Source organism: Bradyrhizobium sp. IC3123, assembly GCF_020193625.1.
Lineage (GTDB): Bacteria > Pseudomonadota > Alphaproteobacteria > Rhizobiales > Xanthobacteraceae > Bradyrhizobium > Bradyrhizobium yuanmingense.
This window is the reverse complement of record NZ_JADYVF010000009.1, coordinates 272,182-290,477: the sequence shown is the minus strand read 5'-3', so window position 1 is coordinate 290,477 and position 18,296 is coordinate 272,182. Positions and strand designations below refer to the sequence as shown.

The window sequence follows — 18,296 nt, the reverse complement described above, 5'->3', positions numbered from 1 at the left end:
GGCTACTTCACAATTTCGTGCGCGGACGGGCGGGCTTGGCGGTGGCGGGCCGAATCCCTTAAGTAGCGGCATGACAGTCAGCCATACCGCCGAGATCACCGGCCTCTACCGCTACCCGATCAAGGGCCTGACGCCGGAGCGCCTGTCGCACGTTCCTTTGCGGGTCGGCCAGACCCTGCCGGCCGACCGCCGCTACGCCATCGAGAACGGCCCGAGCGGGTTCGACCCCGAGGCGCCCGAATGGAAGCCGAAAATCCAGTTCCTGATGCTGGCGCGCAATGAGCGGCTGGCCGAGCTCGACAGCCGGTTCGACGACGAAACCAATGTGCTGACCATCCGCAAGGACGGCCAGATCGTCGCCAGCGGCGATCTCGAGACCGCCGCCGGGCGCGCCGCCATCGAGGCCTATTTCACGGAGAACTTTCAGCCCGAGTTGAAGGGCCCGCCCAAAATTCTCTCCGGCCGCGACCACAGCTTCTCCGACGTCGCCCGCAAGGTCGTCTCCATCATCAATCTCGACAGCGTCCGCGCCATCGAGACCATGCTCGGCGGCGTCGCCGTGCATCCGCTGCGCTTCCGCGCCAATCTCTACGTGAAAGGCTGGCCGGCCTGGTCGGAGCTCGACCTCGTCGGCCAGACGCTCGCGATCGGGCAGGCCAGACTGAAGGTGATCAAGCGCATCGTCCGCTGCCCGGCCACCAATGTCGACCCCGAGACCGCCAAGCGCGATCTCGAAATCCCGCCCACGCTCTCGCGCCATCTCGGCCATATGGACTGCGGCATCTATGCCGAGGTGATCGCCGACGGTGACGTCGGCGTCGGCGATGTGGTGGCGGTGGAAGAGCCGAAGCTGCTGTGAGCTAACTCCGTCTCAACATACTCCGTCATTGCGAGCGCAGCGAAGCAATCCAGGAATGCATCTGCGGAAACAGTCTGGATTGCTTCGTCGCAAGCGCTCCTCGCAATGACGAGGCTCAGTTCGGCATCACATACGCATAGATCTTGCCGCGCGAGACCGGGGCTTCGCGGACTCGGTTGCCGTTGTTGCCGGAGATCATGATCGGATTACCCTGCGCGTCGATGCCGGTGATGATGCCGACATGACCGCCGCGGCGGCCGCGCGACATCACGGCGATGGCACCGACCTGCGGTCCGGAGATGCGCGTGCCGTAGCGCGCGAACGAGCTCGCCATGTCGGAGCCGGTGCCCCGATGGCCGGTATGCTCCAGCACCATGTTCATGAAGCGCGCGCACCACAGGCGGCCGCGCCCGGTCGGATTGCCGCCGATATGGCGGCGCGCCTCGGAGACGAGACCCGATCCTCCGCTGAAGCCTCCGTTCATGCCGGCACCGCTGGCATTGGCATTCGGATCATAGCTCGCCTGGGTGTCGGCGAAGCCGCTTGCCTGCAATTGCGCCGCGCTGCGCTCGAAGCGCGAACTGCGGGCATGATGGCGATAGTGACGGTGGTGATGATGTCTGGCGTGATGCACGTAACCGTGCCGCTCTGCGCTATGACGATGATACGGCCGTGCCGAGGCCGGAGAAACGAACACGGCGAACGCCGCGAAGAACAGCGCCAGCGCGACAACACAACGCGACAGGCGAGACGCAAACAACTCGAACATTCTTCATCCTTCTTGACACCCCCACTTCCCGCCGGCCCGTGCAATGGCCGACATCCGTTTGGCCGTTAAGCCGCCCGATGTGGCGAGAAAAAGACGCAACGCCCGCGAATGGCTGCAATGATTTTGTGTTTGTGCTCGGCGCTGCTGCCGCATTGCCGACAACAGAATTAACTGCGATCCTCGAACACGGCTTGAAACAGAGGGAAACGGTTAATGCCCCACGCCACGACCAGGGACGGCGTCCGCATCTATTTCGAGGAGGCGGGCCAGGGAACGCCGATACTTTTTCTGCACGAGTTCGCGGCCGACTACACCAATTGGGAGCCGCAGATGCGCTACTTCTCGCGTGGCCATCGCTGCATCACCTATTCGGCGCGCGGCTACACGCCGTCGGACGTGCCTGACGGCGAGGTCTACACCTACACGCATTTCTACACCGATGGGCTTGCGGTGCTCGATCATCTCGGCATCGAGCGCGCGCATCTCGTCGGTCTTTCGATGGGCGCCTATTCCTCGTTGCAGATCGGGTTGAACGCGCCGCAGCGCGCACTGTCGATGACGCTGGCCGGCGTCGGCTCCGGCTCGGAGCTCGAGAACCTGGAGACCTGGCGCACGCAGTGCCGCGCCAATGCCGAGCAGTTCGAGACGCTGGGATCGGTGGAGGTCGCGAAAGTCACGCGCGAGGCGCCGAGCCGGATTCCGTTCCTGGTGAAGGATCCACGCGGGCATGCCGATTTCTACGCCGCACTGGCGCGGCACGATGCCAAGGGATCGGCGCGCACCATGCGCGGATTCCAGGGCGGCCGTCCCTCGATCTACACGATGACGGACGCGATCAGAGGCGCGGCAACACCCGCGCTGATCATCTGCGGCGACGAGGACGAGCCTTGCGTGGGCGCCAGCCTGTTCCTGAAGAAGCACCTGCCCGCGGCGGGGCTCGCGATGTTTCCGAAGTCCGGCCACGTGCTGAACCTGGAGGAGCCCGCGCTGTTCAACGAGAGTGTCGAGCGGTTCGTGACGCTGGTGGAAGCAGGACGTTGGCCGGTGCGGGACCCGCGGTCGCTGGTTTCCCACTAGCATTCCGGGATGCGCCGAAGGCGCAGGCCCGGAATCCATCGGGCCGCAAACGCTGTGGCGCGATGGATTCCGGGCTCGATGCTTCGCATCGCCCCGGAATGACGGAGAGAAACTACTTCCCCCCGCCGCGGCTCAGCAAGAACACCGCCTGCTCGCCGAACATGTTCCACACCCACCAGGGCAAGTTCAACGGCACCGGGCGGCCGTAGAGATCGAGCGCGACCGAGCGCTCCATCTTGACGTTGATCTCGTCGCAGAGCTGCACGAAATCCTTGATGGTGCAGAAATGGATGTTGGCGGTGTCGTACCAGGTCGCCGGCAGATTCTCGGTGCGCGGCATGTGGCCGCCGATCAGGAGCTGGAGCCGCATCTTCCAGAAGCCGAAATTCGGGAACGAGACGATGGCGCGGCGGCCGATGCGCAGCAGGTTCTCCAGCACGACCTTCGGCTGCCGCGTCGCCTGCAGCGTCTGCGACAGGATCACGTAGTCGAAGGCATCGTCGGGATAATTGACGAGATCGGTGTCGGCATCGCCCTGCACCACCGCGAGCCCCTTGGCGACGCAGCGGTTGACGCCCTCGCGCGACAATTCGATGCCGCGGCCGTCGATGCCGCGGGTCTCCAGCAGCTGAAGCAGATCGCCGTCGCCGCAGCCGACGTCGAGCACCTTCGAGCCCGGCTTGACCATCTCGGCGACCAGCCGATGATCGGCGCGATAATCACCGGACGGCCTGGCGGCAACGCCGTCCAGCGGCAGCACTTCCTGCACGGACATCGCTAACGGTCCTCGAGGTTGAGCCCGCGCGCCTTGCCAGCCGATTGCAGGAAGGCGCGGGAGATGTCGAAGAATTCGGGCACGTCGAGCAGGAAGGCGTCGTGGCCGCGATCGGTCTCGATCTCGGCGAATGACACGCGCGCGCTCGAAGCGTTCAGCGCGTGCACCAGCGCGCGCGATTCCGAGGTCGGAAACAGCCAGTCGCTGGTGAAGGAGACCACGCAGAAGCGCGTCTTGATGTCGGCGAAGGCCTTGGCCAGCACGCCGCCATGGTCGGCGGCGATGTCGAAATAGTCCATCGCCCGCGTCAGGTAGAGATAGGAATTGGCGTCGAAGCGCTCGACGAAGGACGAGCCCTGGTAACGCAGATAGGATTCGACCTGGAAATCGGCGTCGAACGAGAAGGTCGGCAGCTCGCGGTCCTGCATGCGCCGGCCGAACTTGCGGTGCAGCGCCGCGTCCGAGAGATAGGTGATGTGCGCCGCCATCCGCGCCACCGCGAGCCCGCGATGCGGATGGATGCCGCGATCGGCATAGCCGCCGCCATGCCAGTCGGGGTCGGCCATCACGGCCTGGCGGCCGAGCTCGTGGAAGGCGATGTTCTGCGCCGAGTGCCGCGTCGCGCAGGCGATCGCCAGCGCGGAGTACACGCGGCTAGGATAGGCGGCGGTCCATTGCAGCACCTGCATGCCGCCCATCGAGCCGCCGACGACGGCAAACAGCGTGTCGATGCCGAGCCGGTCGATCAGCATCGCCTGCGCGCGCACCATGTCCGGAATGGTGATGACGGGGAAGTCCAGGCCCCAGACCTTGCCGGTGGCCGGATTGATCGACGCCGGCCCGGTCGAGCCCATACAGCCGCCGATCACGTTGGAGCAGATGATGAAGTAGTGCTTGGGATCGATGGGTCGGCCGGGACCGACCAGCGTCTCCCACCAGCCCGGCTTGCCGGTGACGGGATGTACGTTGGCGACATGCTGGTCGCCGGTCAGCGCATGGCAGATCAGCACCGCATTGGAGCGATCGGCATTGAGCTCGCCATAGGTCTGGTAGGCGATCTGGAACGGGGTGAGATCGACGCCGCAATCGAGCCGCAGCGGCTGCTCGGTGCCGAAATGCGCAACCAGCGAGCTTGGATGATCCACCTCGTGCGATCGCTCATCGGCGCTGATCGCAGGACTCGGTATCGACTTGACGCTACCCATCTCGGACATCGACCTCGTTTGCGACTGGCTGCTCGACCGCGCCGCTGACATCAGGCCATGAAAAACCCGGCCTGAACGATAGGTTCGGCCGGGATCGGAAGCGTCCCCGGCCTGTTTAGCGAGTTTTTTAACGTGGCTGCAAGCCGGCCGGCTCAAATGACCACGGAACGGGCAAAAGCTACCGTCTTGGGCGGTTTTCGTCAAGTCGCGGCCCGGATCGGCCCAATTCGCCTCTGCCGCGACGCCCGCAAAGCACGTCATTTCTCTTTGCTTTCGCCGCCCCGACTGCCTAATCAGGATATCCCCCACCGGAACGATCGACGACCAGACATGTCCCAACGTCCGCCCGCGCCACCATCGCTTCAGGAACTGCGCAAGGAGATCGACGCGATTGACGAGGGCATGCATCGCCTCCTCATGCAGCGCGGCGAGATCATCGATCGCCTGATCCAGGTGAAGCAGACCCAGGAGGTCGGCTCGGCGTTCCGGCCCGCGCGCGAGGCTGCCATGATGCGCGAGATCGTGCAGCGTCATCGCGGCATCCTGCCGCTCGACACGGTCGAGAGCATCTGGCGCGTCATCATCTCGACCTTCACTTACGTACAGGCGCCGTTCTCGGTGCATGCCGACATCTCGGCCAGCGAGGCGGCGATGCGCGATTCCGTGCGCTTCAATTTCGGCTTCACCGTGCCTTACGTCGCGCATTTCAGCGCACAGGCCGCGGTCGAGGCGGTAGCGAAATCCAAGGGTGATCTGGCAATGGTCTCGGCGACCTCGAGCCGCACGCCATGGTGGCTGGAGCTGGAGGCCGACGGCGCGCCGAAGATCATCGCGCGGATGCCCTTCATCGAGCGCGCCGATCATCCGGCCGCCTTGCCGGTGTTCGCGATCTCGCGCGTCGCGGACAGCGCCCTGGTGACGGAGGTCGAGACGTTCAGCGTGCGCGTCTCCGGATGGAACGCCGAGGTCGCCCGCGCGCTGTCGCCGCTCGCCGAGATCGTGGCCGTGCCCGATACCGCCTTCGACGGCGCGGCGCTCTTGGTCTCGGTCACCGGCGCGACCAGCATCGACAAGATCAGGGCTGCCCTGATCGAGGCGGGGGCCTCGGTGCGCTCTGTGGCCCTCGTCGGCAGCCACGCAACGCGCTATACGGTGCCCCCGACCGGGCCGAAATCGTAAAATCGCGAGCAGCCCAGCCTATCCGGAGTCCAAGATGTCCCGCCCCGTGCCGAATCCCGGCATTCTCGATATTGCGCCCTACACGCCCGGCAAGAGCCCGGTGCCGGAGCCGGGCCGCAAGGTGTTCAAACTCTCCGCCAACGAGACGCCGTTCGGGCCCTCGCCCAAGGCGATCGAAGCCTTCAAGCGCGTGGCAGATCATCTGGAGGACTACCCGGAAGGCACCTCGCGCGTGCTGCGCGAGGCGATCGGCCGCTCGTTCGGCCTCGATCCCAACCGCATCATCTGCGGCGCCGGCTCGGACGAGATCCTCAATCTGCTCGCGCACACCTATCTCAGCCAGGGCGACGAGGCGATCTCGACCACGCACGGCTTCCTTGTCTACCCGATCGCGACGATGGCGGTCGGCGCCAGGAACGTCATCGCCCAGGAGACCAACCTCACCGCCGACGTCGACGCCATCCTGAAGGCCGTGACGCCGAAGACGAAGCTGGTCTGGCTCGCCAACCCCAACAACCCGACCGGCACCTATCTTCCGTTCGACGAGGTCAAGCGGCTGCGCGCCGGCCTGCCCTCGCACGTGCTGCTGGTGCTGGACGCCGCCTATTGCGACTACGTCTCGCGCAACGACTATGAGATGGGGATCGAGCTCGTCGCCACCACCGAGAACACGGTGGTGACGCACACCTTCTCCAAGATCCACGGTCTTGCAGCGCTGCGCATCGGCTGGATGTTCGGGCCCGAGCACGTCATCGACGCGGTCAATCGCATCCGCGGTCCCTTCAACGTGTCGACGCCGGCGATGTATGCCGCGGTCGCCGCGATCGAGGATACCGCGCATCAGGCGATGTCGAAGCAGTTCACCGAGACCTGGCGCAACTGGCTCACCGAGGAGATCGGCAAGCTCGGGCTGAAGGTGACGCCGAGCGTCGCCAATTTCGTGCTGATCCATTTCCCGACGGACAAGGGCACGACCGCCGATGACGCCGACGCGTTCCTGACCAAGCGGGGGCTCGTGCTGCGCGGCTTGAAGAACTACGGCCTGCCGCATGCGCTGCGCATGACCATCGGCACTGAGGAGGCCAACCGCCTCGTCGTCGAAGGCTTGCGCGACTTCATGGGCGGCAAATGAGCGCGCAGGCGCACTTCCAGCGCGTGGCGCTGATCGGCTTCGGCCTGATCGGCGGCTCGATCGCCCGCGCTGCGAAGCTCCAGGGGCTTGCCGGTGAAATCGTCACCACCGCACGCTCGGAGAAGACACGCGCGCGTGTCGCCGAGCTCGGCATCGTCGATCAGGTGGTGGCGACCAATGCGGAGGCCGTGAGGGATGCCGATCTCGTCATCCTCTGCATTCCCGTCGGCGCCTGCGGACCCGTAGCGCAGGAGATCGCGCCGCATCTCAAGCCGGGTGCGATCGTCTCCGACGTCGGCTCGGTCAAGGGCGCTGTGGTCCGCGACATGGCCCCGCATCTGCCGGGCGGCATTCATTTCGTGCCGGCGCATCCGGTGGCGGGCACCGAGCATTCCGGCCCGGATTCGGGCTTTGCCGAGCTCTTCATCAACCGCTGGTGCATCCTGACCCCGCCTGATGGCAGCGACGCAGCGGCGACGGAGCACCTGCGCGCGTTCTGGGCGGCGATGGGCGCCAAGGTCGAGGTGATGACGCCGGATCATCACGACCTCGTGCTCGCGATCACCAGCCACCTGCCGCATCTGATCGCCTACACCATCGTCGGCACCGCCGACGAATTGGCGCAGGTGACGGAATCCGAGGTGATCAAATTCTCCGCCGGCGGTTTTCGCGATTTCACCCGCATCGCGGCGTCCGATCCGACGATGTGGCGCGACGTCTTCCTCGCCAACAAGGAGGCCGTGCTGGAGATGCTCGGCACCTTCACCGAGGATCTGGCAAAACTCACCCGCGCGATCCGCCGCGGCGACGGGGAGGCGCTGTTCGACCACTTCACCCGCACCCGCGCCATCCGCCGCGGCATCGTCGAGATCGGCCAGGATTCCGCCGCGCCCGATTTCGGCCGGCCGCATGCGGCGCTGAAGAAGCCGTGAGCCTGTAGCCCGGACAATGCTGCGTAGCCCGGATGGAGCGCAAGCGTAATCCGGGACAGTGCCAGCTGTGATCAAGAACCCCGGATTGCGCTGCGCTCCATCCGGGCTACGGGAGCCACCTAATACAGCGGCGGGATCTGGCCGACCTTGACCGGGCCGAGCAGCACGGCACCGTCGACGAATTTCAGCGGGAAGCTCCGCGCTTTCTTACCTTCCAGCGTGCTCTCGGTACCGATCGAATTGATGCCGGCGGCAACGCCGGCATTGGCGTTCTGCTTGATGACCTTGCCGAGGCCCGGCACGGCGCGGTCGAGCGCGCCGAACAGATTATTCAGGTCCTGCGACTTCACGCCGGGCGCGAGGCGATCGAGCGTTGCCTGCGGTACGCCCTCCTCCAGCATCTTCTCGATGCCGAGCGCCGGGATCACGCGCTCGAGGCCGGTCACCGTCATCTGCAATTCGCCGTCGAGCCGGCCGTTGGGCGACAGGCCGAGCGTGCCGGCCGCGACCGCGATCATCTCGCCCTGTTGAATGCGCGACTGCACGATCTCGATGTGACCGCCGGCGGCCTGGATCTCGCGGAAGCGCTGCGGCCACGGTTTGGGCGTGAGGTCGGAGAGGCCGGTGATCTTGGCGCGGGTGTCCGCCTCGAACGGCTCGGCGAGCAGCGGATGCACGCCCTGGATGCTGCCCTGCGCGACATGGAGCACGGTCTCGATCACCGGATGATCGGCCGGCGAGCCATCGGCAAGGCGCCCGTGCAGCTCAACCTGCTTGGCGCGCGCAAGCGGCACCTGCACGCTGCCATCGAGACGGTTGAGGCTGGGGTCGTCGAACACGATGGAAGCGCGATCCGGCACAGCCGGCAGACCCGCCACACTGGCGCGGCCCTTGCTCCAATTCACGGTGAAGGTGTTTTGCGTAATGCCGTCGATCAGCGTGGCGGGCGCTGCGAATTCGGCGATGATGCGCTTGGGGTCGTAGACCTGGGCCACGACCAGGATGTTGTCGAGCTTGGCCGTGAACGGCGTCTTGCTCGCGTTCTGCGAGACCAGGGCGACGCTGGCGCCGGAGCACTGGACCTCGAAGCGGAACGGGAAGCCGGCGATCGAGCGCTTGGCACAATCATAGATGCGGCCGGCCTTGGCCTCCTGCGCCCGCCAGGCGTCGGCGACGATTTCGGCCTGCCACGCCGCATAGAACCAGAAGCAGGTCCAGCCGACGGCGAGGACCAGGACGAGAACGGGGGCGATGAAAAGGCCCCAGCGGGAGCGGCGGCCAGTGGCAACGGTCATATTGGACATGCGGCGACCCTTTGACGCCAGATTCAGGCAAATGTAAGCGGGGCGGGCCTGCGACGAAAGGCGCAGAAATCGCTTCGCTTGGGCGCAGGGTTCTGGTAGCCGTCCCCGAAATGTCCGAAATCACCCTCCCCTCCGTCACCACAGCCAAGGGCGACCTCTGGGTGTTCGGCTACGGCTCGCTGATGTGGCGGCCGGGCTTCGATTTCGAGGAGCGCGTCCCGGCGCGGCTGGTCGGCGAGCATCGCGCGCTCTGCGTCTATTCCTTCGTGCATCGCGGCACGCCGGAGAAGCCGGGCTTGGTGCTCGGACTCGACCGCGGCGGCGCCTGCCGCGGCATCGCCTTCCGCGTCGCCGAGAAGAACCGTGCCGAAGTGGTCGCATATTTGCGCGCACGCGAGCAGGTCACCTCGGTCTATCGCGAGGTGATGCGCTCGGTGTGGCTGGAGAACGATGCACGCCAGCGCGTCGCCGCTCTCGCTTACGTCGTCGACCGCGGTCATGTGCAATATGCCGGCCGCCTCTCGCTGGCCGAGCAGCACCGCCATGTCGTCCAGGGCCACGGCCAGTCCGGCGCCAACCGCGACTACGTCACCGCGACGGTGAAGGCGATCGAGGCCGAAGGCTTTCGCGACACGCAGCTGCATCAGCTTGCATTGATGCTGCACGGTGATGCGCATTCCCTGCACGCGGCGGCTCGGGACCAGGATCGGGAAAGCCGCTAAAGCATGACCCGGAAAAGTGCGAAGCGGTTTTCCGGAAAGATCATGCGTAAACAACAACCTAAAGCGCGATGAAGATTCATCCCAATCTCATCGCGCTTTAGCCGGTCGGCGCGTAGCTCGGCGCCGAGCCGATCAACTGCTCCTGCTCCTTCCGTCCTGCTTCGACGAGCCGGGCGGTCGCGTCCTCGATCGCCGCTTGCACGCGTGCGAGAAACTCGTCCTTCGGCAGGCCCGGCGGCAACGGTTCGAGAAACTCGACCACCAGCGTGCCCGGATAGCGCATGAAGGTGCGGCGCGGCCAGAACAGGCCGGAATTGAGCGCGATCGGCAGGCACGGCACGCCGCAGGAGGAATAGATCTGCGCAAAGCCGGTCTTGTAATCGGGCGGCGCGCCCGGCGCACGGCGCGTGCCTTCCGGAAAGATCACGAGCTGCTTTCCACTGCGCACCGCCTCGCGCGCGCGCCGCGTCATCTCGAGCAGCGCCTTCACGCCGGCATTGCGGTCGATCGCGATCATCCCGGTCTTGACCAGGAACTGGCCGAACACCGGGATCTGCATCAGCTGGCGCTTGAGGATGAAGATCGGCCGGTTGAAGAAACCCGGCAGCACGAAGGTCTCCCAGAACGACTGATGCTTGGCCACGATCAGCAGCGGTCCTGTCGGGATCTTCTCCACCCCGCGGAATTCCACCTTGATGTTGCAGACCAGGCGCATCAGGACCAGCGTGGCGTTGGCCCACCATTGCGCCACCGTCAGCATGGCGCGCGGCGGCAGTGCAAAGGTCGGCAGCGCAACGATCGCCAGACAGACCAGCACGGCGTAGAACAGCACGTTGAATACGAGCGATCGCAGGAAAATCAGGAACATCGATGGTCCGATCAATTGGCCTGCGCGGTGGCGGGCCGCTTCGGTTGCTGACCTGCAGGCTGCTCCGACATCTCAGGCCAAAGGTCAATCCCGAAATCCTCCAGCCGCACCCTGAGCTCGGCCGCAAGGTACTTGACGTATTCGGACAGGAGCAGCCGCAGCGTCGAGCCTGAGATCCACCACGGCTCCTCGCGCCATTTTTCGCCGACCACCGCGAACGGGATCAGCGTCGTCCGCGGCATCGCATGCGAGAATTCCACCAGCGCGCGCGGCATGTGATAGTTCGAGGTAACCACGATCAGAGACGTAAACCGGCGCCCCTCGGCCCAGCGCCGCGCCTCCGCGGCGTTGCCGCGGGTCGAGAGCGCGGTGCGGTCGAGGTCGACGCAGCAGGTCATGAAGGACTGATTCTCCGGCAAGGTGCGGGAGATGTCGTTCGCCGTCGAGGTCGGATGCACGCCGGAAATCAGGAGCCGCCTGCCGTAGCCGGCAGCCAGCAGCTCCATCGCGTCCGATACCCGCGAGGAGCCGCCGGTCAGGACCACGATGCCGTCCGCCTTGCGATCGGGTACTTTCTCGGCCCCGCGCAATTGCGCCAGGAACGCAATGAAGCCCGCCGCCGCGCCGACGAAGGCGAGCGCGATCGTCGACACGATTGCCGCGCGCAGCCAGCCGCGCGGCAGTTTCGGCGATCGATCGTCGGTCGGCGAGCTCATGCGATGTCGGTGATCCCTTCCCGATCTGATTTTATGACGTTTTGAGGCGAAGTGGAGTCCGGTTTCTTCACCCTCTCCCCTTGTGGGAGAGGGTCGCATAGGCGGCCGCCGGCCGCCGTTCTTAAGAATGCCGATGCTTTGCATCGGCTATGGCGAAAGCGGCGAGACGGGTGAGGGGTTCTCTCCGCGCATTCACCTCGACATCTGTACGCGTGGACAGAACCCCTCCTCCGGCGCTTCGCGCCACCTTCTCCCACAAGGGGAGAAGGGAAGAAAAGAAACTCAATCAACATCATTCAATGTCGCGAACAGCGTTTGGCGCGAGGCGACTGCGGTAATGGCGCCGATCAGGACGGCCTGAACCGCGAGCACGATGTAGCCGGAAGGGCGCAGCGAGAAGGTGCCGAGCAGCGCGGCGAACTGGTCGCCGACGGGAGTCCCGGAAAACCAGCCTGCGATGGACTCGGAGAAGCCGAACATCAGCATGGCGGCACCGCCGCCGATCACGCCGCCCTCCAGGCCCAGCCTGAGGAAATGACGCAGGAAGTGGTTGGCGATGTAGCGGTCGCCGGCGCCAACGAAATGCAGCACCTCGACGATCGGACGGTTCGCCGCCATTGCGCCGCGCGTCGCGAACGACACCGAGATGATGGTTGCGACGATGACGAGCGCGAGGATGCCGAGGCCGGCCAGCACGGTGGCGTTCGTCATCAGGCGCATGCGCTCGATCCAGGCGCGGTGATCGTCGACGCTGGCGCTAGGGGCGACCTGCGCCACGCGCGCGCGCAAGGCGCCGAGATCGAGCGGCGTGCCCGGCTGCACGCGCGCGATGATCATGCGCGGCACCGGCAGATCGTCCATCGACAGGCCGGTGCCGAGCCAGGGCTCGAGCAGCTTGCCGCTCTCGTCCCTGGTGAACGGCTTGACCTCGACGATGCCGGCTTGCGTGCGCATCGCTTCCGCCACGGCGGCGGTGTCGCGATCGAGATCGCGGCCGGCCTGCGGACGAATCTGGATGGTGATTTCGCTCGCGACATCCGACTGCCATTCGGCGGCGGAGGCACTCACCAGCAGCACCGTGCCCGTGGCCATCGAGGCGAGGAACGTCATGATGGCGACCACCGCGAGCAGCGCTCTGCCGTGGATCGAGGCGCGCGGCACGATCGGCGACATGTTGCGCGCCTTGGCCGGAAGCTGCGGACGCTCCTGCCCGAGATCGACCAGCACGCCGCGCTCGTCCAGCCTACTCATAGACGTGCAGCCGTCCCTGGTGCAGCACCAGGCGCCGCGCCTCGTACTGGTCCATCAGGCCGATGTCGTGGGTCGCGATGATGACGGCGGTGCCTGATTTGTTGAGCTCGATGAACAACCGCAGCAGCCGACGGCCGAGCGTCGGATCGACGCTGCCGGTCGGCTCGTCCGCGAGCAGCAGCTGCGGCCGCGAGATCACGGCGCGCGCGATCGCGGCGCGCTGCTTCTCGCCGCCCGACAGGATCGGCGGCAGCGCGTCCATGCGGTCGCCGAGGCCGACCCAGCGCAACAGATCGATCACCTCCTTGCGGTAGCTCGACTCGCTGCGGCCCATGACGCGGAATGGCAGCGCGACGTTCTCATAGGTCGTCATGTGATCGAGCAGGCGAAAATCCTGGAGTACGATGCCGATGCGCTTGCGCAGGTCTGCGATCTCGTCCTTGCCGAGCTGCGAGATGTCGTGGCCGAACAGATTGACGAGGCCCCGCGTCGGTCGATGCGACAGGAACAACAGGCGCAGCAGCGACGTCTTGCCGGCGCCGGACGGTCCGGTGAGAAACTGGAAGGAATGCGCGGGGATCTGGAAGGTGAGGTCGCGCAAAATCTCCGGCCCCAGACCGTAACGCAATCCGACATTTTCGAACCGAACCAAGCTCAGCTCCGTTCGAGAGGAGGCGCGGGCCGCCTTGCGGCGCTCCGCCATACGCGATCAACGGGTTTTGCCGCCGTTATGGTTTCCGGTTCGTTAACGGTCGCCCAGTAGCATAAGGGGCGCCCGGTCTCCGCGACCGTGGCATCGTCAAGACCTTCGTTCATGCATCAAGGCTCGTCCATGCATATCGTCTGCCCCCATTGTATGACATCCTACGCCATCAAGCTCGCGAGCCTTGGGGCGAACGGGCGGGCGGTCCGCTGCTCCCGCTGCAAGGAGACCTGGATCGCCCACGCCGAGGATGCTATCGAGGAGGCGTCCGTTCCGGCCATGGCCGCGGCCAGCCGAGCCGACGACCAGTCCGACCTCGCCGAACAATGGAACTCCTATGCCAAGGACGACGGCGCCACTGATACGCCGGTCGTCGATAGTCCCTCGATCGCCAGCGACTGGCCGGATGAGGAGACCCGCGAGACTGAGGACGAATGGTCGGCAGCGGCCCGGCAGGCCGAAGAGGAGGCCGTCGGCGCGCAACACCAGTCCTGGTTCCGCAGCCTGTTCCCCCGCCGCGGCGCGCGGGTGAGCCGCCCGGTCGCCACCACAGCTCCGCGCAAATCCTATCTTGGCCTGCCGACCGCCTGCGCCGCGATGGGCGCGCTGGTGCTGGCACTGGTGCTCTGGCGCGGCGACGTGGTGCGGCTGCTGCCGCAGACGGCAGCGTTCTACAAGATGGTCGGGCTCGAGGTGAACTTGCGGGGTCTCGCCTTCAAGGACGTCAAGCTCTCCAGCGAGACCGTGGACGGTAAACAGGTGTTGGTGATCGAGGGCGTCATCGTCGGCGAGGGCAAGAAGCCGCTCGACATTCCGCGGCTGCGTTTTGCCGTGCGCGACGCCCAGGGCGCGGAGATCTATGCCTGGAATGCGGTGCTGGAGCAGACCGTGCTGCGGCCAGGTGAGCGCGCCTTCTTCCGCTCGCGCCTGGCCTCACCGCCGCCGGAAGGCCGCAACATCGACGTTCGTTTCTTCAACCGGCGCGACATTGCCGGCGGCAGCGTATAATCGCCCCCCAGGGGAGGTTGATACCAAGGTTCGTCTCATGCCGAAGATCTTGATCGCCGACGACGAGGATTCGATGCGCGCGCTGGTGGCGCGCGCCATTGCCATGGACGGCCACGAGACCGTCACCGCCCAGGACGGCGCAGAGGCGCTGGAGATCCTGACCCGCGAGGATGGCGCCTTCGACCTGTTGCTCACCGACATCCAGATGCCGGTGATGGACGGCATCGCGCTGGCGCTCTCCGCGGCGCGCGATTTTCCCGACCTGACCATCCTGCTGATGACCGGCTTCGCCGACCAGCGCGAGCGCGCCTCGAACCTGAACGCGCTGGTGCATGACGTCGTGACCAAGCCGTTCTCGGTCGCCGATATCCGCACGGCGGTCGCCGACGCGCTGGCGGCGAAGAAGGGCTAGCGTCGGCATTCGCCACACATGCCGCTGTCATGCCCCGCCTAGTGCGCAATTGCGCACGGGGGGCGGGGCATCCAGTACGCCGCTGCTTCTCGATTCAATCACTGCGGTCTCGGCGTACTGGATCGCCCGGCCAAGCCGGGCGATGACACCGAGTGTGGAGTTAAAACTCCTTCAGCAGCCGCTCGAGATAGTCGAGCTCGATCTGCGGCCGCGAAGGATCGCCGAGACGGCGGCGGAGCTCTTCGAGAATGCGGCGGACACGCTGCGTGTCGATCTCGCCGGGAATCTTGACTGTATAATCGTCGCCATATTCGCGCCCATGCAGCGGCCGGCCGAGCGGATCGGTCTGGTTGCCGCCGCTCTGCTGCCGGCCGGCACGCTGGCCGGGGCCGTCGCCCTGGCCGTCGCCATCGCCCTGCTGCATCGCCTCGGCCATCTTCTGCGCACCCTTGCGCATGGCGTCGAGTGCCTTGCCCTGCGAGTCCACGGCGCCGTCGGCATTACCCTCGCCGAGCTTTGATCCGGCATCGCCCATGGCACCGTCGGCTGCATCCAGGCTGCCGTCATCGCCCTGGTCGCCATCCTGATCGCCGTTCTGGCCGGGCTGGCCCTGCTCGCCTTGCTGACCCTTCTGGCCCTTCTGGCCCTGCTGACCCTTCTGCCCCTTCTGAGTGAGGCCGCGCTTGGCAAGCTCGTCCTGCAGCTTCTTCAGGCGGTCGCGCAGTCCCTGCTGGTCCTGCTGCAGCTCCGACATGGACTGATCGCCCTGCTGCTGCTTGCCGCGCGAGCGGTCGCGCCGGGAATCCTGGCCCTGCTTGAACGTCTTGTCGCGCAATTGCTGCTGCTTGCGGATCATGTCGCCGAGCTCATTGAGCGCCTGCTCCATGTCACTCTCGCCGGACTGCCCCGGCTGCGCCATCTGCAGGCCTTCCAGCATCTGCTGGAGCTGGTCGAGCAACTGCTTGGCCGCATCCTTGTCGCCGGAGCGCGACAGGCGCTCCATCCGATCGATCATGTTCTGCAGATCCTGCTGACGCAGGATCTTGGTGTTCGGATCGAGCGGCCGCGCCAGCTGCTGCGGGTCATTGTTGTTGCGGAACTGCTCGGCGAGCTGACGCATGAAATCGTTCAGCGCCTGACGCAGATCCTGCGTGAGCTTCTTGATCTCCTCGTCGCTCGCGCCGCGCTCCAGCGCCTGCTTCAGCGCTTCCTGAGCCGCGCGCAACGCCTTCTCGACGTCGGAGATCTTGCCGTCCTCGATCGTCACCGCAAGCGCCCACAGGCTCGCCACGACCTCGCGCAAGGCATCGTCGGTACGCGCCGCTTCGAGCTGCCGGGCCACGCTGTGCAGTCCGAGATATTGTCCCGGCTCCGGCGTGAACATCTCGGGCGCGATCATCAGCCCGTCGAGCGCGGCATAGACGTCCGAATTCTTGTTGGCGTCGAGCGCGAGGATGCGGCGCTGCTCGATCAATGCACGGGCCAGCGGCTTGGTGAAGAGCCGCTCGGGCAGGCGCATGTTGAACGGCTCGCTGGCGGCCTCGTTGCCGGCCTCGTCCTTGGCCGTGAGCGTCAGCGTGACCTCGGCGCCGGCATAGGGATCCTCGCTGAGATCCTTCACGGATTGCCCGACGCCGTTGCGGGTGCGCGCATTCGGCAGCGCGAGCGGGAATTTCGGCGGCTGGAACAGCGGCCGCGGCGCCGTGCTGTCGCCATCACCGGCGGCGGCCTTCGGACCATCCTTGGGGCCATCCTTGGCACCATCTTTGGCGTCGGTCGGCCGCGGGGCGAATTTCGCCTCGGCGCCGGTGACGCCGTAATCGTCCTCGATCTTGTAGGAGAGCTGGAGCGCGCCGCGCGCCTGGCGCTCCGGGTCCTTCGCGAGCGCGATCGTCGGCGGACGATCCGGCGTGGCGGCGAAGGCCCATTGCGGCTGGCCGGAGGGCGCCCGGACATGCGCGGTGCCGTCGCCGGAAATCGCGAAATGCCTTTCGTTGGTCCCCTTGGGGCTGGCTTCGGCCGGGGCGACCTCCTTGAGGCCGCCGGAGACGGCGACATCCAAATTGCCGCCGGAGGAGCGCACGATCAGGGTCGAGCCGGCGGGAACGGCAAGCGGGCCGCTGGCGGGCAGCGCCGCGGCTTCCTTGTTGGCGGCCGACAGGATGACCGGCGGCCTACCCGTGTAGAGCGGCGGCGTGACCCAGGCATCGACGCGAACATTGGCCGGCGCCAGCACCCCGTTCCAGTCGAAGGCGGCGCCAAGGCGCATCGCACGCTCGTCACCCGCGGCAAAGAAGGTCGCGACCAGCATCACCATGACCAGAGCCCGGAGCGCCCAGGGGTCGTGAAGCGCGAGTCGCGGGTGCGGCACACCGGCGCGAATGCGCTTAATGGAGGCAAGCGTCCGCTCGCGCTGCGCCTGCCACAGCGCCTGCGCGACCGGGTCCTGTGAGGTCAGCGTGTCCGTGAGCGTGGTGGCCGGGCGGTGCCGGATGCCGGAGCCACGGTCGAGCCGGGCGAGCGCTTCTTCGCGGCTCGGCCAGCGGAAGCGAATCAGCGGGAACAGGGCGGCCGCCGCGATCGCGGCGAAGAGGGCGAGACCGACGGCCCTGGCCGTGAACGGCAGCGCCAGCCAGAGGCCGGCCCAGGACACCACCAGGAACAGGCCGACGACGGTCAGAAGGCGCGCCGCATTGGGCCAGGCACGCTCCCACGCGATGGCATAAGTTGCCCGATCAAGGGCCTGCGCCAGCTTCAGCCGCGACAGCGCATCGCCGTTGCGGATCGGGTCTGACGGCTCGGGGGGGACGCCGTTCAATCAACTCTCCAGGTTGCCCGGTAGAGCAGAGCCTATCACAACGGCAGCACTGAGGCATCCGTTCCCGTACGGGAGCGCCTCCTTTTCCCGCATAACACGAGGACGTGACTGGCCGGGTGCAACCCCGTAATTTCCGCGCGCCAATCTCGAGGGAAACGAAGGAAACGCCATGGACAAGAAGATGCACGACAAGGGCCTGGAAGTCCGCAAAGCTGTGCTGGGCGAGGCCTATGTCAAAAACGCCCTGAAGAACGTCGACGATTTCAACCGCCCGTTCCAGGAGATGCTCAACGAATATTGCTGGGGCACGGTGTGGGGCCGCGAGGAGCTGCCGCGCAAGACCCGCAGCATGCTCAACATCGCCATGATCGCGATCCTCAACCGTCAGCACGAGTTTCGCGCGCACCTGAAGGGCGCGCTGACCAACGGCGTCACCCGCGAGGAGATCCGCGAGATCCTGATGCAGGTCGCGATCTATGGCGGCATGCCCGCCGCGGTCGACAGCTTCCGCATCGCGCGCGAGGTGTTCGCAGAGATCGACGGGAAGGCGTGAGACCCAGCGCCAA

At 66.1% G+C, this 18,296-nt stretch carries 18 protein-coding genes and 1 riboswitch; of the genes, 9 read left to right on the top strand and 9 right to left on the bottom strand.

Annotation, left to right across the window (positions count from 1 at the left end; translation table 11 throughout):
- Positions 1-70: 70 nt before the first annotated feature.
- Positions 71-859: an MOSC domain-containing protein gene (locus I6F20_RS27075; protein WP_057028370.1), complete on the top strand. Its 789-nt coding sequence runs from the start codon at positions 71-73 to the stop codon at positions 857-859.
- Between the two features lie 115 nt (positions 860-974).
- On the opposite strand, the gene I6F20_RS27070 is transcribed toward I6F20_RS27075, so the two are convergent.
- Complete coding sequence (locus I6F20_RS27070) at positions 975-1,628, bottom strand: TIGR02594 family protein (protein WP_109142255.1); 654 nt, start codon at positions 1,626-1,628, stop codon at positions 975-977.
- A gap of 213 nt (positions 1,629-1,841) precedes the next feature.
- Between I6F20_RS27070 and I6F20_RS27065 the strand changes: the two genes are divergently transcribed.
- Positions 1,842-2,705 carry an alpha/beta fold hydrolase gene (locus tag I6F20_RS27065; RefSeq protein WP_225128581.1) on the top strand — a complete coding sequence of 288 codons (864 nt, stop codon included), beginning with the start codon at positions 1,842-1,844 and terminating at the stop codon, positions 2,703-2,705.
- A gap of 112 nt (positions 2,706-2,817) precedes the next feature.
- On the opposite strand, the gene metW is transcribed toward I6F20_RS27065, so the two are convergent.
- Positions 2,818-3,480, bottom strand: coding sequence for a methionine biosynthesis protein MetW (gene metW, locus I6F20_RS27060; RefSeq protein WP_035996939.1), 663 nt, complete (start codon positions 3,478-3,480; stop codon positions 2,818-2,820).
- Between the two features lie 2 nt (positions 3,481-3,482).
- Positions 3,483-4,685 (bottom strand): homoserine O-acetyltransferase MetX, encoded by a 1,203-nt coding sequence (gene metX / locus I6F20_RS27055; RefSeq protein WP_035996975.1) that lies wholly within the window; start codon positions 4,683-4,685, stop codon positions 3,483-3,485.
- A gap of 94 nt (positions 4,686-4,779) precedes the next feature.
- A riboswitch (SAM riboswitch) is annotated at positions 4,780-4,859 on the bottom strand.
- Positions 4,860-5,015: 156 nt separating this feature from the next.
- Here metX and I6F20_RS27050 point away from each other — a divergent pair.
- From I6F20_RS27050 to I6F20_RS27040, 3 genes are read left to right on the top strand one after another with little or no spacing between them, the layout of a single operon-like run.
- On the top strand, positions 5,016-5,864 hold the full coding sequence (locus I6F20_RS27050; RefSeq protein WP_036040392.1) for a chorismate mutase: 849 nt from the start codon (positions 5,016-5,018) through the stop codon (positions 5,862-5,864).
- Positions 5,865-5,898: 34 nt separating this feature from the next.
- Positions 5,899-6,996 carry a histidinol-phosphate transaminase gene (gene hisC, locus I6F20_RS27045; protein ID WP_225128580.1) on the top strand — a complete coding sequence of 366 codons (1,098 nt, stop codon included), beginning with the start codon at positions 5,899-5,901 and terminating at the stop codon, positions 6,994-6,996.
- Positions 6,993-7,928, top strand: coding sequence for a prephenate/arogenate dehydrogenase family protein (locus tag I6F20_RS27040; RefSeq protein WP_225128579.1), 936 nt, complete (start codon positions 6,993-6,995; stop codon positions 7,926-7,928). The genes hisC and I6F20_RS27040 overlap by 4 nt, the downstream gene beginning before the upstream one ends.
- A 119-nt stretch (positions 7,929-8,047) precedes the next feature.
- Here the strand turns inward: I6F20_RS27040 and I6F20_RS27035 are convergent, their stop codons facing one another.
- Positions 8,048-9,232: a DUF2125 domain-containing protein gene (locus I6F20_RS27035; RefSeq protein ID WP_225128578.1), complete on the bottom strand. Its 1,185-nt coding sequence runs from the start codon at positions 9,230-9,232 to the stop codon at positions 8,048-8,050.
- A gap of 110 nt (positions 9,233-9,342) precedes the next feature.
- Here I6F20_RS27035 and I6F20_RS27030 point away from each other — a divergent pair, with 110 nt between their 5' ends.
- A complete protein-coding gene (locus I6F20_RS27030) occupies positions 9,343-9,954 on the top strand; it encodes a gamma-glutamylcyclotransferase (protein WP_109142250.1) in 612 nt (203 codons plus the stop codon).
- A 97-nt stretch (positions 9,955-10,051) separates the two neighbouring features.
- Here I6F20_RS27030 and I6F20_RS27025 read toward each other — a convergent pair whose 3' ends face one another.
- From I6F20_RS27025 to ftsE, 4 genes are all read right to left on the bottom strand, one after another.
- Positions 10,052-10,822, bottom strand: coding sequence for a lysophospholipid acyltransferase family protein (locus tag I6F20_RS27025; RefSeq protein WP_225128577.1), 771 nt, complete (start codon positions 10,820-10,822; stop codon positions 10,052-10,054).
- Positions 10,823-10,833: 11 nt separating this feature from the next.
- A complete protein-coding gene (locus I6F20_RS27020; protein WP_225128576.1) occupies positions 10,834-11,538 on the bottom strand; it encodes a YdcF family protein in 705 nt (234 codons plus the stop codon).
- 282 nt (positions 11,539-11,820) lie between these two features.
- Positions 11,821-12,789, bottom strand: coding sequence for a cell division protein FtsX (locus I6F20_RS27015; protein WP_035996909.1), 969 nt, complete (start codon positions 12,787-12,789; stop codon positions 11,821-11,823).
- Positions 12,782-13,441: a cell division ATP-binding protein FtsE gene (ftsE, locus tag I6F20_RS27010; RefSeq protein ID WP_057028593.1), complete on the bottom strand. Its 660-nt coding sequence runs from the start codon at positions 13,439-13,441 to the stop codon at positions 12,782-12,784. The genes I6F20_RS27015 and ftsE overlap by 8 nt, the downstream gene beginning before the upstream one ends.
- A 180-nt stretch (positions 13,442-13,621) precedes the next feature.
- Here ftsE and I6F20_RS27005 point away from each other — a divergent pair, with 180 nt between their 5' ends.
- Positions 13,622-14,500, top strand: coding sequence for an MJ0042-type zinc finger domain-containing protein (locus I6F20_RS27005; protein ID WP_225128574.1), 879 nt, complete (start codon positions 13,622-13,624; stop codon positions 14,498-14,500).
- Positions 14,501-14,537: 37 nt separating this feature from the next.
- Positions 14,538-14,912 (top strand): response regulator, encoded by a 375-nt coding sequence (locus I6F20_RS27000; protein ID WP_035996894.1) that lies wholly within the window; start codon positions 14,538-14,540, stop codon positions 14,910-14,912.
- A gap of 160 nt (positions 14,913-15,072) precedes the next feature.
- Here the strand turns inward: I6F20_RS27000 and I6F20_RS26995 are convergent, their stop codons facing one another.
- On the bottom strand, positions 15,073-17,730 hold the full coding sequence (locus tag I6F20_RS26995; protein WP_225128572.1) for a TIGR02302 family protein: 2,658 nt from the start codon (positions 17,728-17,730) through the stop codon (positions 15,073-15,075).
- Between the two features lie 169 nt (positions 17,731-17,899).
- Between I6F20_RS26995 and I6F20_RS26990 the strand changes: the two genes are divergently transcribed.
- On the top strand, positions 17,900-18,283 hold the full coding sequence (locus I6F20_RS26990; protein WP_225128570.1) for a carboxymuconolactone decarboxylase family protein: 384 nt from the start codon (positions 17,900-17,902) through the stop codon (positions 18,281-18,283).
- Positions 18,284-18,296 lie beyond the last annotated feature (13 nt).

Bases quoted from the DNA above. Each gene is read 5' to 3' on its own strand.
- I6F20_RS27075 (WP_057028370.1), top strand. From the start codon at position 71: ATGACAGTCAGCCATACCGCCGAGATCACCGGCCTCTACCGCTACCCG.
- I6F20_RS27070 (WP_109142255.1), bottom strand. From the start codon at position 1,628: ATGTTCGAGTTGTTTGCGTCTCGCCTGTCGCGTTGTGTTGTCGCGCTG.
- I6F20_RS27065 (WP_225128581.1), top strand. From the start codon at position 1,842: ATGCCCCACGCCACGACCAGGGACGGCGTCCGCATCTATTTCGAGGAG.
- metW (WP_035996939.1), bottom strand. From the start codon at position 3,480: ATGTCCGTGCAGGAAGTGCTGCCGCTGGACGGCGTTGCCGCCAGGCCG.
- metX (WP_035996975.1), bottom strand. From the start codon at position 4,685: ATGGGTAGCGTCAAGTCGATACCGAGTCCTGCGATCAGCGCCGATGAG.
- I6F20_RS27050 (WP_036040392.1), top strand. From the start codon at position 5,016: ATGTCCCAACGTCCGCCCGCGCCACCATCGCTTCAGGAACTGCGCAAG.
- hisC (WP_225128580.1), top strand. From the start codon at position 5,899: ATGTCCCGCCCCGTGCCGAATCCCGGCATTCTCGATATTGCGCCCTAC.
- I6F20_RS27040 (WP_225128579.1), top strand. From the start codon at position 6,993: ATGAGCGCGCAGGCGCACTTCCAGCGCGTGGCGCTGATCGGCTTCGGC.
- I6F20_RS27035 (WP_225128578.1), bottom strand. From the start codon at position 9,232: ATGTCCAATATGACCGTTGCCACTGGCCGCCGCTCCCGCTGGGGCCTT.
- I6F20_RS27030 (WP_109142250.1), top strand. From the start codon at position 9,343: ATGTCCGAAATCACCCTCCCCTCCGTCACCACAGCCAAGGGCGACCTC.
- I6F20_RS27025 (WP_225128577.1), bottom strand. From the start codon at position 10,822: ATGTTCCTGATTTTCCTGCGATCGCTCGTATTCAACGTGCTGTTCTAC.
- I6F20_RS27020 (WP_225128576.1), bottom strand. From the start codon at position 11,538: ATGAGCTCGCCGACCGACGATCGATCGCCGAAACTGCCGCGCGGCTGG.
- I6F20_RS27015 (WP_035996909.1), bottom strand. From the start codon at position 12,789: ATGAGTAGGCTGGACGAGCGCGGCGTGCTGGTCGATCTCGGGCAGGAG.
- I6F20_RS27005 (WP_225128574.1), top strand. From the start codon at position 13,622: ATGCATATCGTCTGCCCCCATTGTATGACATCCTACGCCATCAAGCTC.
- I6F20_RS27000 (WP_035996894.1), top strand. From the start codon at position 14,538: ATGCCGAAGATCTTGATCGCCGACGACGAGGATTCGATGCGCGCGCTG.
- I6F20_RS26990 (WP_225128570.1), top strand. From the start codon at position 17,900: ATGGACAAGAAGATGCACGACAAGGGCCTGGAAGTCCGCAAAGCTGTG.